The sequence below is a fragment of the Streptomyces sp. NPDC057302 genome (assembly GCF_042667685.1).
Taxonomy (GTDB): Bacteria; Actinomycetota; Actinomycetes; order Streptomycetales; family Streptomycetaceae; genus Streptomyces.
In genome coordinates this window covers 1-13,142 of the sequence record NZ_JBHUZJ010000091.1, presented here as the reverse complement: position 1 = coordinate 13,142, position 13,142 = coordinate 1, and the positions used below count along the sequence as shown (strand labels likewise).

10 protein-coding genes are annotated in these 13,142 nt (G+C 70.5%); 9 read left to right on the top strand and 1 reads right to left on the bottom strand.

The window, feature by feature from the left end:
• Positions 1-3: 3 nt before the first annotated feature.
• Complete coding sequence (locus ACFUPX_RS38180; RefSeq protein ID WP_383333228.1) at positions 4-1,815, bottom strand: glycoside hydrolase family 15 protein; 1,812 nt, start codon at positions 1,813-1,815, stop codon at positions 4-6.
• Positions 1,816-2,224: 409 nt separating this feature from the next.
• On the opposite strand from ACFUPX_RS38180, the gene ACFUPX_RS38175 reads away from it, so the two are divergent.
• The 9 genes from ACFUPX_RS38175 to ACFUPX_RS38135 all read left to right on the top strand — a co-directional run bounded on the left by ACFUPX_RS38175 (position 2,225) and on the right by ACFUPX_RS38135 (position 13,085).
• On the top strand, positions 2,225-3,874 hold the full coding sequence (locus ACFUPX_RS38175; RefSeq protein ID WP_383333226.1) for a CTP synthase: 1,650 nt from the start codon (positions 2,225-2,227) through the stop codon (positions 3,872-3,874).
• Between the two features lie 86 nt (positions 3,875-3,960).
• The gene (locus ACFUPX_RS38170) at positions 3,961-4,587 is read left to right on the top strand and encodes an NUDIX domain-containing protein (RefSeq protein WP_383333224.1); all 627 of its coding nucleotides are present in this window, start codon (positions 3,961-3,963) and stop codon (positions 4,585-4,587) included.
• Positions 4,588-4,755: 168 nt separating this feature from the next.
• Positions 4,756-6,846 (top strand): tetratricopeptide repeat protein, encoded by a 2,091-nt coding sequence (locus ACFUPX_RS38165; protein ID WP_383333222.1) that lies wholly within the window; start codon positions 4,756-4,758, stop codon positions 6,844-6,846.
• 144 nt (positions 6,847-6,990) lie between these two features.
• A complete protein-coding gene (gene ald, locus ACFUPX_RS38160) occupies positions 6,991-8,106 on the top strand; it encodes an alanine dehydrogenase (RefSeq protein WP_383333258.1) in 1,116 nt (371 codons plus the stop codon).
• Between the two features lie 324 nt (positions 8,107-8,430).
• Positions 8,431-9,633 (top strand): ParA family protein, encoded by a 1,203-nt coding sequence (locus tag ACFUPX_RS38155; RefSeq protein WP_383333220.1) that lies wholly within the window; start codon positions 8,431-8,433, stop codon positions 9,631-9,633.
• Positions 9,618-10,199, top strand: a complete 582-nt coding sequence (locus tag ACFUPX_RS38150; RefSeq protein WP_383333218.1) for a hypothetical protein — start codon at positions 9,618-9,620, stop codon at positions 10,197-10,199. The genes ACFUPX_RS38155 and ACFUPX_RS38150 overlap by 16 nt, the downstream gene beginning before the upstream one ends.
• 18 nt (positions 10,200-10,217) lie before the next feature.
• Positions 10,218-11,171 carry a segregation and condensation protein A gene (locus ACFUPX_RS38145; RefSeq protein ID WP_383333216.1) on the top strand — a complete coding sequence of 318 codons (954 nt, stop codon included), beginning with the start codon at positions 10,218-10,220 and terminating at the stop codon, positions 11,169-11,171.
• A complete protein-coding gene (gene scpB / locus ACFUPX_RS38140; RefSeq protein WP_383333214.1) occupies positions 11,168-11,824 on the top strand; it encodes an SMC-Scp complex subunit ScpB in 657 nt (218 codons plus the stop codon). The genes ACFUPX_RS38145 and scpB overlap by 4 nt, the downstream gene beginning before the upstream one ends.
• A gap of 10 nt (positions 11,825-11,834) precedes the next feature.
• Positions 11,835-13,085 (top strand): pseudouridine synthase, encoded by a 1,251-nt coding sequence (locus tag ACFUPX_RS38135; protein WP_383333212.1) that lies wholly within the window; start codon positions 11,835-11,837, stop codon positions 13,083-13,085.
• The last annotated feature ends 57 nt before the right edge of the window (positions 13,086-13,142 follow it).

Sequence of the window (13,142 nt, the reverse complement as noted above, 5' to 3'; positions counted from 1 at the left end):
TGGCTAACCGCCGTACGCCCCGCTGGCCGTCAGCCGCAGTGCCGTGTCGATCAGCGGCACGTGGCTGAACGCCTGCGGGAAGTTGCCGACCTGGCGCTGCAGCCGGGGATCCCACTCCTCGGCGAGCAGCCCCAGGTCGTTGCGGAGCGCGAGCAGCTTCTCGAAGAGCCTGCGGGCCTCGTCGACGCGGCCGATCATCGCCAGGTCGTCCGCCATCCAGAACGAACAGGCCAGGAAGGCGCCTTCGTCACCTTCGAGCCCGTCCACGCCCGCGTCGTCGCCCGTGGTGGGGTAGCGCAGGATGAAGCCGTCCGGCGTCGAGAGCTCCCGCTGGATCGCCTCGATCGTGCCGATGACGCGCTTGTCGTCGGGCGGCAGGAAACCCATCTGCGGGATGAGCAGCAGCGAGGCGTCCAGCTCCTTGGAGCCGTACGACTGCGTGAACGTGTTCCGCTCCTTGTCGTAGCCCTTCTCGCAGACGTCCCGGTGGATGTCGTCGCGCAGCTCGCGCCACTTCTCCAGGGGGCCGTCCGCGTCGCCGGACTCGATGAGCTTGATCGTGCGGTCGACGGCGACCCAGCACATCACCTTGGAGTGCACGAAGTGGCGGCGCGGGCCGCGCACCTCCCAGATGCCCTCGTCCGGCTGGTCCCAGTTCGTCTCCAGGTACCGGATCAGCTTGAGCTGGAGGAGCGAGGCGTAGTCACTGCGGGCAAGGCCCGTCATGTGCGCCAGGTGCAGGGCCTCGGTGACCTCGCCGTACACGTCGAGCTGGAGCTGGTGCGCCGCGCCGTTGCCGGCCCGGACCGGGGTCGATCCCTCGTAACCCGGCAGCCAGTCCAGCTCCGCCTCGCCGAGCTCACGCTCGCCCGCGATGCCGTACATGATCTGGAGGTTCTCGGGGTCGCCCGCCACCGCCCGCAGGAGCCACTCGCGCCAGGCACGGGCCTCCTCGCGGTATCCCGTGCGAAGGAGCGAGGAGAGCGTGATCGCGGCGTCGCGCAGCCACGTGTAGCGGTAGTCCCAGTTGCGGGAGCCGCCGATGTCCTCCGGCAGTGAGGTCGTCGGCGCCGCGACGATGCCGCCCGTCGGCGCGTACGTCAGGGCCTTCAGCGTGATCAGCGAGCGGACCACGGCCTCGCGGTAGGGCCCGTGGTACGTACAGTGCTCGACCCACTCGCGCCAGAAGTCCTGCGTCGCCACGAGGGCGTTCTCGGGCTCGGCGGGCGCGGGCGGCTCCTTGTGCGAGGGCTGCCACGAGATGGTGAACGCGATCCGGTCACCAGGTGCGACCGTGAAGTCCGAGTACGTCGTGAGGTCCTTGCCGAAGGTCTCGGCGGACGTGTCGAGCCACACCGAGTCGGGCCCCGCGACGGCCACCGTGCGCCCGTCGACCTTGTGCACCCAGGGCACCACGCGGCCGTAGCTGAAACGCATCCGCAGGGCGGAGCGCATCGGCACCCGGCCGCTGACACCCTCGACGATCCGCACGAGCTGCGGGGCGTCCGTGTCGCGCGGCGGCATGAAATCGGTCACGCGAACCGTGCCGCGTGGGGTGTCCCACTCGGATTCCAGGATCAGCGAGTCGCCGCGGTACGTACGCCGCGCGGCGGTCGGCGGTGGCGCGTCGGGGCTGTGAGCGGGCCCGAGACGCCAGAATCCGTGCTCCTCCGTGCCGAGCAATCCGGCGAAGATGGCGTGAGAGTCGAAGCGGGGCAGGCACAGCCAGTCGACTGTGCCGTCCCGGCAGACCAGGGCAGCGGTCTGCATGTCTCCGATGAGTGCGTAATCCTCGATGCGCCCGGCCACGTGCATCTCCAGTCAAACGGCCACGTCGCCCTCTCGGGGCGCTCGCTCTACGGTCAAGGGTTCGCTGTAAAACGAACTGCGCGAGCCTCTTGTTCCGGGAACGGTAGGGGGTGATTGCCGTTGATCGGTCTGGCTCGGCAGCGAGTGTCCGAGCAGGATACGACGCACCTCGGCGATCTGCGCGCCGCTCCCGGCAACGAGCCTGCGCCGAACGGGTGAGCACCAGGTGAGGAAGGTGTGACGGCAGAGGCCGAGCGTGGCCGGAAGCAGCCTCCCTTCGTCGCTGATACCCTGGTAGCCCGTGAGCCGGTGGTCCTAGAACCCCCGAACCGCAGCGACGGCACCTCCTCCAGACCCTTTGGACGGACGCCGGTACGCACCCTCCAGACCGCGACCACGGGAGCCCCTCTTGGCCATGCAGCCCAAATCCACGACGACCAAGCACCTCTTCGTCACCGGGGGTGTCGCCTCCTCCCTCGGCAAGGGACTGACGGCTTCCAGCCTCGGCGCGCTGCTCAAGGCCAGGGGCCTCCGGGTCACCATGCAGAAGCTCGACCCGTACCTGAACGTCGACCCCGGCACGATGAACCCCTTCCAGCACGGAGAGGTGTTCGTCACGAACGACGGCGCCGAGACCGACCTGGACATCGGGCACTACGAGCGCTTCCTGGACGTCGACCTCGACGGCACGGCCAACGTCACCACCGGCCAGGTCTACTCGCAGGTCATCGCCAAGGAGCGGCGCGGCGAGTACCTCGGCGACACCGTCCAGGTCATCCCGCACATCACGAACGAGATCAAGCACCGCATCCGCCGCATGGCCACCGACGACGTCGACGTGGTCATCACGGAGGTCGGCGGCACGGTCGGCGACATCGAGTCCCTGCCGTTCCTGGAGACCGTCCGCCAGGTCCGCCACGAGGTCGGCCGCGACAACGTCTTCGTCGTGCACATCTCGCTGCTTCCCTACATCGGCCCGTCCGGTGAGCTGAAGACCAAGCCGACCCAGCACTCGGTCGCCGCCCTGCGCAACATCGGTATCCAGCCGGACGCCATCGTGCTGCGCGCCGACCGCGACGTGCCGACCGCCATCAAGCGCAAGATCTCGCTGATGTGCGACGTCGACGAGGACGCGGTCGTGGCCTGCAAGGACGCGCCGTCGATCTACGACATCCCGAAGGTCCTGCACACCGAGGGCCTCGACGCCTACGTGGTCCGCAAGCTGGACCTCCCCTTCCGCGACGTGAACTGGACCCAGTGGGAGGACCTCCTGGACCGGGTGCACAACCCGGACCACGAGGTCACCATCGCGCTGGTCGGCAAGTACATCGACCTGCCCGACGCCTACCTCTCGGTGACCGAGGCCCTGCGCGCCGGCGGCTTCGCCAACCGCGCCCGCGTCAAGGTGAAGTGGGTCACCTCCGACGACTGCAAGACCCCGACGGGCGCCGCCAAGCAGCTCGGCGACGTCGACGCGATCCTGATCCCCGGCGGCTTCGGCGAGCGCGGCGTCAACGGCAAGGTCAGCGCCATCCAGTACGCCCGCGAGAACAAGGTGCCGCTGCTCGGCATCTGCCTGGGCCTGCAGTGCATCGTGATCGATGCCGCCCGCAACCTCGCGGACATCCCCGACGCCAACTCCACGGAGTTCGACGCCGCTACCGCCCACCCGGTCATCTCGACCATGGCGGAGCAGCTGGACATCGTCGCGGGCGAGGGCGACATGGGCGGAACGATGCGCCTGGGCATGTACCCGGCGAAGCTCGCCGAGGGCTCCATCGCCCGTGAGGTGTACGACGGCAAGGAGTACGTCGAGGAGCGCCACCGTCACCGCTACGAGGTGAACAACTCCTACCGCGCCGAGCTCGAGAAGAAGGCCGGCATCCTCTTCTCCGGCACGTCCCCGGACGGCAAGCTCGTCGAGTACGTCGAGTACCCGCGCGAGGTCCACCCCTACCTGGTGGCCACCCAGGCGCACCCCGAGCTGCGCTCGCGCCCGACCCGCCCGCACCCGCTCTTCGCGGGCCTGGTGAAGGCCGCGGTGGAGCGCCAGACGGGCAAGTAACACAAGAGCGATACGGTTGCCGGGGTACGAGCCTGATGAGGCGCGTGCCCCGGTTTCTGTTTGCACGTGTGGGAGGACAGGGCGACATGACGATCAAGGACACCGCCGAGGAGTGGCAGGTCACGGCCACGCAGACCCCCTTCGTGGGCAACAAGACCTCCGTGCGCACCGACGACGTGGTCATGCCCGACGGCACCGTCGTCCACCGCGACTACCAGGTGCACCCCGGCTCGGTCGCCGTGCTCGCCCTGGACGACGCCGGGCGCGTCCTGGTCCTGCGCCAGTACCGCCACCCCGTACGCCACAAGCTCTGGGAGATCCCGGCCGGTCTTCTCGACATCCCCGGCGAGAACCCCCTGCACGCCGCCCAGCGCGAGCTCTACGAGGAGGCGCACGTCAAGGCCGAGGACTGGCGCGTCCTGACCGACGTCTACACCACGCCCGGCGGCTGCGACGAGGCCGTGCGCATCTTCCTCGCCCGCGATCTCTCCGAGGCCGACGGCGAGCGCTTCGAAGTCTCCGAGGAGGAGGCCGACATGGAGCTGGCGCGCGTGCCGCTCGAAGAGCTCGTACGCGGTGTGCTCGCCGGTGAGCTGCACAACAACTGCCTGGTCGTGGGCGCCCTTTCGCTGACCGCCGCGCTGAGCGGCGACGGAGCCGACGCGCTGCGCCCGGCCGACGCGCCCTGGCCCGCGCGCCCCTTCGAGGCCTGAGGGGGCCATTGGTGTCATCGGGGTTCGCTGATACGACGATCTACTGATCCGATCGGGGGACTTGTGCGCGCTGCGCGTCGGGGGAGGCGCCTGGGCCTGAACTAGGCTCTGGAAGCGTCCCGACCGGAGTCCCGGCGGGTTCGCGCGCAGGCGGACGGAGCATGGCCCGTGACGGATCAGGCCCTCGACACGGACGGATCGGCAGCGGGCGGCGCGGTGCCGCGGCCCGCTCCGGCCCAGACTTCCGGCGGCGGTCAATTCGTCGGCAGACGCCGGGAGTTGAAAGAGCTCCGCGCCGACATCGACCGCGCGGGGCTCGACACCATCTCGGGCCGCAAAGCGCCACGCGCCCGCGTGCTCCTCATCGCGGGCCGCCCCGGCTCGGGCCGCACCGCGCTCGCCGAGGAACTCGCGCGCCAGCTCGCCGACGACTACCCCGACGGGGTGCTCCGCGCCCACCTCACCGAACCCGACGGCACCCGCGTCCCCACGGAACGCGCCGCCCGCGAGCTCCTGGACGCCCTCGGCGTCGGCGCGCCCCCGGGAGCCGACGAGGACGAGCTCGCCGAAGTGCTGCGGGATGCGCTCTCGGGCCGCAGGGCCCTGCTGCTCCTGGACGGCGCGGCGGACGCCGAGCAGGTCGACCCGCTGCTCCCGGACGCGCCCGAATGCCTCGCGGTGGCCGTGTCGGAGGGCCCGCTCACCGGGATCCCGGACGTACGGCCGTGCACGCTGGGGGGCCTGGACTCCGCGGCCGCGGTCGAACTGCTCTCCCGCGCGGCGGGCCCGGTGCGCATCACCGTGGACCCGCGCTCCGCGGAGAGCCTGGTCGAGGCGTGCGCCGCGCACCCCGCCGCGCTCGTCCTGGCCGGAGGCTGGCTCTCCGTGCGGCCCAAGGCGGCCGTCGCCGACCTGGCCAAGCAGGTGCACGACCGCCCCGAGGAGGCGTCGGCGCTCGCGCGCGTCTTCCAGCATTCGTACGCCTCGCTGCCCGGGACGGCCGCGCGGATACTGCGCCTCCTCTCCCTGGCCCCCGCAGGTCACGTCGACCCGCACACCGCGTCCGCGCTCGCGGGCTGCTCGGTCTCCGCCGCCCGCACGACCCTGGACGACTTCGTGAAGCTCGGCCTGGTCAGGGCCGTGGAGTCGCCGCTGCCGCAGTACGACCTGCCCGGCTGCCTGGTGCCGCTGCTTCGCGCGTGCAGCGAGCGCCAGGACCGGCCCGCCGAGGTCCAGCTGGCCAGGGCCAGGATGCTGGAGCGGACCGTGCGCCTCCTCCAGTCCTGCCGGGCGATCACCGAGCCGGACGGCTCGGCGGCCCGCAAGAAGCTCGCCGGGATGCCGCGCGCCCTGCGCTTCCCGAGCCCCGCCGCCGCCTCCCAGTGGCTGCGCATCCGCCAGCCCGCCCTGCTCGCCGCCGCCCGCCTCGCGGTCGCCGACGGGGAGCTCGACACCCTCGCGCGCCGTCTGATGGCGGCCTTGACGCGGGCCCTGGTCGCCCACCGGGACACGGAGGAAGCGGCTGCCGAGCTGTACGGCATCCACCGCCTCGTCCTCGATGTCGCCGAGCGGCGGAATCTGCCCCGCGAGAAGGCGGCGGCCCTGCTGAATCTCGCGGATCTGGACGCGCGGACGGGGCGGACGCAGGAGGCGCTGGTGCGATATCGCCTGGCTCTGGACGCGGGACGGCAGGCAAATGATCCGTACGCGACCGGCCGGGCGATGGAATCCGTAGGTGGTGCCTACCAGGAGCTGGGGGACTGGCCCAGGGCCTCGGACTGGTTCGGGCGCGCCCTCGCCCACCGGCTCGCACGCGACGAGCGCACCGACGCCGCCCGCCTCTACGGCCGGATCGCCACGGCGCACACCTACGCGGGCCGCTACGGAGAGGCCCTTCGCAACTGGAGCTCGGCCGTCACCGGCCACCGCAAGGCCGGCGATGTGGCGGGCCAGGCAAGGGCGTTGAGCGAGCTGGCCCGGGTGCAGGAGTACGCGGGCCGGCCCGAGGAGTCGCTGCGCACCTGCCAGGAGGCCGTCGAGTGGGCGCGGCAGGCCGGTGACGTACGTCTCCAGGCGGCGCTGCAGCTCAGGCTGGCCGACACCCTGGACCGGCTCGGCGACCCGGCGGCCGCCCGGCTGCACCGCAGTGCGGCCGAGCGCATGCTGGGAAGTGAGCTCGACGAGGTCACAGGGCTTGCATCGAAAGATGGAGCAGCGGCTTCCGCCTACGAAATCCGCAGCACTTCCGCAGAAGATTGATGCATTGAAAGGCTAGACAGCGAGAAGTCCTTCATTAGACTGGCTCCGCCGCGTACTTCCGTGGTGTCTCCGATGCGCCCTCTTGTGTATCGGTATGTAGTGCATTGCCCGAAAAACCCCTGAGCCAAGAGGACCGTGATCGACGTGAAGGTCGGCATCCCCCGCGAGGTCAAGAACAACGAGTTCCGGGTGGCCATCACCCCCGCCGGCGTGCACGAGCTGGTGCGCCACGGCCACCAGGTCGTCATCGAGCGGAACGCCGGTGTCGGCTCCTCGATCACGGACGCGGAGTACGTCTCCGCGGGCGCCCGGATCCTGGACACCGCCGACGAGGTCTGGGCCACCGCCGACCTCCTCCTGAAGGTCAAGGAGCCGGTCGCGGAGGAGTACCACCGCCTCCGCAAGGACCAGACCCTCTTCACCTACCTGCACCTGGCCGCTTCCAAGGAGTGCACGGACGCGCTCCTGGAGTCCGGCACCACCGCCATCGCCTACGAGACGGTCGAGACCGCCAACCGCGCGCTCCCGCTGCTCGCCCCGATGTCCGAGGTCGCGGGCCGCCTGGCCCCGCAGGTCGGCGCCTACCACCTGATGGCCGCCCAGGGCGGCCGCGGTGTGCTGCCCGGCGGAGTTCCGGGCGTCGCGGCCGGCAAGGCCGTCGTCATCGGCGGCGGCGTCTCCGGCTGGAACGCCATGCAGATCGCCATCGGCATGGGCTTCCACGTGACCCTGCTCGACCGGGACATCAACAAGCTCAAGGAGGCGGACAAGATCTTCGGCACGAAGATCCAGACCGTCGTCTCCAACGCCTTCGAGCTGGAGAAGGCCTGCCTCGAGGCCGACCTCGTCATCGGCGCCGTCCTCATCCCGGGCGCCAAGGCACCGAAGCTGGTCACCAACGAGCTCGTGTCGCGGATGAAGCCCGGAAGTGTCCTTGTCGACATCGCGATCGACCAGGGCGGCTGCTTCGAGGACTCGCACCCGACGACCCACGCCGAGCCGACCTTCCCGGTCCACAACTCGGTGTTCTACTGCGTCGCCAACATGCCCGGCGCGGTGCCCAACACGTCGACCTACGCGCTGACCAACGCGACGATGCCGTACATCGTCGAGCTGGCGAACCGCGGCTGGGTCGAGGCGCTGCGCCGCGACAGGGCCCTTGCCCTGGGCCTCAACACGCATGACGGCAAGGTGGTTTACAAGGAGGTCGCGGAGTCGCACGGCCTCGAGCACGTCGAGCTGGAGACGCTCCTCGGCTGAACCTGACCGCTTTCGTCAACGAAAGTCGTCAATCTCACGCCCACGGCCGGACCTTGAGAGGGGTCCGGCCGTATGCGTATGTCCGTGGACATGGTCAACTCGCGCTGAACGTAACCCTTTAACCGATTCGCGCACCCCGGAATTATGCCGACGGCACCTCGCGCACCCTTGACATGGGGGCGTTCGATTGCCGACACATCGGGCCGGGTCCGGCGGATTGTGTTGCTGCGGACCGGTGACACGCCATAGAGTCGCCAACCGTCGGCATGGTGCCACGCTGACCTATCGAGAAATTTCCTGGTCACCAAGGAGGTAAGACGACTTGTGAATGAGTCGACATTTGCTCCCGGGGGTGGTCAACCAGGAACCTCTGAGCGGGGCCAAGGACCCGTGGGGCTCGAGGCTGTCGGCTCCGTCGCTGTCCGCACCTTCGCAGCCCGCCAGAACCCCCAGCAGGCACAGCCGACCGGGGCGACCCGGTCGACATCGTCTGCACCCCAGAGCATGGATGGCCATCACGTGAACGCCATGGCCGGCGACCGGAGTGGCGAGAACACCACCCACACCCAACTCGCCGACTACGAGGAACTGCCCCAGGGGCACTTCTACGACCCTGACGCCGAGTACGAGCCCGATCCCGAGTACGCGGCCACGCTGGCCCCGGACGCGGCCCGTCAGCGCCGTGAGCGCATCGGTCCCACGGGACGCCCGCTGCCGTACTTCCCGATTCCGGGCCCACTGACCGATCACGGGCCCGCGAAGATCATCGCGATGTGCAACCAGAAGGGCGGCGTGGGCAAGACGACGTCGACCATCAACCTGGGTGCCGCGCTCGCGGAGTACGGACGCCGGGTCCTGCTCGTCGACTTCGACCCGCAGGGCGCGCTCTCGGTGGGCCTCGGGGTGAACCCGATGGAGCTGGACCTGACGGTCTACAACCTGCTCATGGAGCGGGGCATGTCGGCGGACGAGGTGCTGCTGAAGACGGCGGTCCCGAACATGGACCTGCTGCCCAGCAACATCGACCTGTCGGCTGCCGAAGTGCAGTTGGTCAGCGAGGTGGCGCGCGAGTCCACGCTGCAGCGGGCGTTGAAGCCGCTGATGCAGGACTACGACTACATCGTGATCGACTGTCAGCCCTCGCTCGGCCTGCTCACCGTGAACGCCCTTACGGCGGCCCACAAGGTGATCGTGCCGCTCGAGTGCGAGTTCTTCGCGCTGCGCGGTGTGGCCCTGCTGACGGAGACCATCGAGAAGGTCCAGGAGCGGCTCAACCCCGACCTGGAGCTCGACGGGATCCTCGCCACCATGTACGACTCCCGCACGGTGCACAGCCGTGAGGTGCTCGCGCGGGTGGTCGAGGCCTTCGACGATCACGTGTACCACACAGTGATCGGACGCACGGTCCGCTTCCCGGAGACCACGGTCGCCGGTGAGCCGATCACGACGTACGCATCGAACTCGGTCGGCGCGGCCGCTTATCGCCAGCTCGCCAGGGAGGTGCTCGCCCGGTGTCACGCCGAGTGAGTCTGCCGGGGGCCGACGAACTGTTCCGCACGACCGGGGGGATGGCGCTGCAGTCGTCGTCCCCGCGACGCCAGGCGAACGGCGAGGCACGGGTGCCCGCGCCGGCGGGCGAGAGCGACGAGACGGCTGCCGGTGACGCACACGGAGGTGCCGCCGCCGGTGACGGCGGTGACACCGCCGAGCACGGCGCCGCCGACGCGGAGTCGGGCGAATCCCGCAGCCGTTCGGCGACCGCCGAGGCCGAGACGGACGGGCGCCGTCCCGCGCAGGGCCAGGAGGGCGGCGGCCGGTCCGCGAACTCGTCCTCCACGGCACAGGCGCGGCGCCGCGCACGGGCCGCCAACCGGCGGCCCAGCGGCCGGGAGCGGCACGACGAGAAGATCACCGTGTACGTGTCCGCCGAGGAGCTGATGGACCTCGAGCACGCCCGGCTCGTCCTGCGGGGCGAGCACGGGCTCGCGGTCGACCGCGGGCGGATCGTCCGCGAGGCGGTCGCCGTGGTCCTCGCGGATCTCGAGTCACGCGGGGACGCGAGCATCCTCGTACGACGGTTGCGCGGGCGGTAGCGGTAGCGTTCCCGCCTGATGGCCACGACTGACGATTCCGCACCGCCCGCCCCTCGCCGCGCCCTGGGGCGGGGTCCGGGGGCGGCTCCGGTGGAGCCTGAGACGGCGCCGGAGCCGGAGCCGGAGTCGGCACCTGAGCCGGAGTCGGCGCCCGAGCCGGACGACGGCAGGTTCAAGGTCCGCCTCGCCAACTTCGAGGGCCCCTTCGATCTGCTGCTCCAGCTCATCTCGAAGCACAAGATGGACGTCACCGAAGTCGCGCTCTCCACGGTGACCGACGAGTTCATGGCGCACATCCGGGCCATGGGGCCCGACTGGGACCTGGACCAGACCACCGAGTTCCTCGTGGTCGCCGCGACCCTGCTCGACCTCAAGGCGGCCCGGCTGCTGCCCTCCGCCGAGGTCGAGGACGAGGCGGATCTCGCGCTGCTCGAAGCGCGGGACCTGCTCTTCGCGCGGCTGCTCCAGTACCGCGCGTACAAACAGATCGCCGACATCTTCAGCGGGCGCCTCGACGACGAGGCCCGGCGCTATCCGCGGACCGTGGGCCTGGAGGCCCACCACGCCGAGCTGCTGCCCGAGGTCGTCATCAGCATCGGCGCCGCGGGGTTCGCCGCGCTCGCCGTGAAGGCGATGCAGCCCCGCGCGAAGCCCCAGGTGTACGTCGACCACATCCATGCCCCGCTGGTCTCCGTGCAGGAGCAGGCCGGTATTGTGGTGGCCAGGCTCCGGGAGCGGGGCGAGGTCAGCTTCCAGGTGCTGGTCGAGGACGCGGGGGACACCCTCACCGTCGTCGCCCGCTTCCTGGCCCTCCTGGAGCTGTACCGCGAGAAGGCCGTGGAGCTGGACCAGGAGAGCGCGCTGGGCGAGCTGATGGTGCGGTGGACCGGCGGGGACGGCGACGGGGAGCCGACGGTGACCGACGAGTTCGACCGCGCCCCCGAGACGACAGTTGAGGAGACGGTCACATGAGCGTGGAGAGTCCCGCGGGAGACCTGGCGGGCGCCGTCGCCGATCTGGAGCTGCGGCCCGCCCTGGAGGCCGTCCTCATGGTCGTCGACGAACCGGCGACCGAGGAGCACCTCGCCAAGATCCTCGACCGGCCCCGGCGGCAGATCGCCGACGCCGTGCGGGAGCTCGCCGACGAGTACACCGTGCAGCGCAGGGGCTTCGAGCTGCGGCTCGTGGCGGGCGGCTGGCGGTTCTACACGCGGCCCGAGTACTCCGCGGCCGTCGAGCGCTTCGTCCTCGACGGGCAGCAGGCGCGGCTCACCCAGGCGGCCCTGGAGACCCTCGCCGTCGTCTCGTACCGCCAGCCGGTCAGCCGGTCGAGGGTCTCCGCGGTGCGCGGAGTGAACTGCGACGGCGTGATGCGGACGCTTCTCCAGAGGGGTCTGGTGGAGGAGGCGGGCGCGGAACCCGAAACAGGTGCGATCCTGTACAGGACGACGAACTACTTTCTGGAGCGGATGGGCCTGCGTGGCCTGGACGAGCTCCCGGAGCTCGCGCCTTTCCTCCCCGAGGCGGAGGCGATCGAGGCCGAGACGCTGGAAGGCGTTCCGTCGTTCGACCCGGACGCACCCGATGTGCCGGGTTATGAGTACACCGAGGGCACAGTCGACTAACGGAAATTTGATGCGAAGCAGCAACGGCAGGAACAGCAGCGGAAACAACGGCGGGAGCCGTGGTGGCAACAGCGGCAGCCGTGGCAGCAGCGGTGGGCGCCCGAGCGGCGGCGGTCGTGGCGGCAGCAGCGGCGGCGGCGGTGGCCGTGGCGGCAGCGGTGGCGGCGCGGGTCGCGGCGGCAGCGGTGGCGGTGGCGGCCGTGACTACCGGGGTTCCGGCAACAGCCCCGACCGGCAGGGACGCGGCGCCGGTGGCGCGCGCGACGACCAGGCGCCGAAGCGTGAGAGCAAGCCCCGTCCCGAGGAGCGCCGCTACGACGTAGGCGGCGACGCCTCCAAGAAGGGCCGTGGCGCGGCGGCGCGCGGCGGTGCCAAGGGCGGCCCCAGGGCCCCTCAGGGCTCGGACCGTGGCACGCGGCGCGGCGCGGGAGCTCCGGCGACGTCCCGTGAGTACGACGCGCGGCAGGAAGAGCGCAACCGCGAGCGTTACGCGGGCAAGCCGAAGGTCAGCCCGCCCAAGACCTTCCCGGGCGCCGAGCAGGAGGGCGAGCGGCTGCAGAAGGTCCTCGCCCGCGCGGGCTACGGCTCGCGCCGTGCCTGCGAGGAGCTGGTCGAGCAGTCCCGCGTCGAGGTCAACGGCGAGATCGTGGTCGAGCAGGGCATGCGGGTCCAGCCGGAGCGGGACGAGATCAAGGTCGACGGCCTGACGGTCGCCACCCAGTCGTACCAGTTCTTCGCCCTGAACAAGCCCGCCGGTGTCGTCTCCACGATGGAGGACACCGAGGGCCGCCAGTGCCTGGGCGACTACGTGACCAACCGCGAGACGCGTCTCTTCCACGTGGGGCGCCTGGACACGGAGACCGAGGGCGTCATCCTGCTCACCAACCACGGTGAGCTGGCCCACCGCCTCACGCACCCGAAGTACGGCGTGAAGAAGGTCTACCTCGCGCACATCGTCGGCCCGATCCCGCGCGACCTGGGCAAGCAGCTCAAGGACGGCATCCAGCTCGAGGACGGGTACGCCCGCGCGGACCACTTCCGCGTCGTCGAGCAGACCGGCAAGAACTACCTGGTCGAGGTGACGCTGCACGAGGGCCGCAAGCACATCGTGCGCCGCATGCTCGCCGAGGCGGGCTTCCCGGTCGACAAGCTGGTGCGCACGTCCTTCGGGCCGATCGCGCTGGGCGACCAGAAGTCGGGCTGGCTGCGCCGGATGTCGAACACCGAGGTCGGCATGCTGATGCAGGAAGTCGACCTCTAGGCCGCGTAGGCCCTACACAGGTCACCGAAGGCGGCCGGTCCCTGCACATGCAGGGAC

Excerpts from the sequence above, each read along its gene's own strand:
- ACFUPX_RS38170 (WP_383333224.1), top strand. The coding sequence starts at position 3,961 with ATGACGATCAAGGACACCGCCGAGGAGTGGCAGGTCACGGCCACGCAG.
- ACFUPX_RS38145 (WP_383333216.1), top strand. The coding sequence starts at position 10,218 with ATGGCCACGACTGACGATTCCGCACCGCCCGCCCCTCGCCGCGCCCTG.
- scpB (WP_383333214.1), top strand. The coding sequence starts at position 11,168 with ATGAGCGTGGAGAGTCCCGCGGGAGACCTGGCGGGCGCCGTCGCCGAT.
- ACFUPX_RS38180 (WP_383333228.1), bottom strand. The coding sequence starts at position 1,815 with ATGCACGTGGCCGGGCGCATCGAGGATTACGCACTCATCGGAGACATG.
- ACFUPX_RS38175 (WP_383333226.1), top strand. The coding sequence starts at position 2,225 with ATGCAGCCCAAATCCACGACGACCAAGCACCTCTTCGTCACCGGGGGT.
- ACFUPX_RS38135 (WP_383333212.1), top strand. The coding sequence starts at position 11,835 with ATGCGAAGCAGCAACGGCAGGAACAGCAGCGGAAACAACGGCGGGAGC.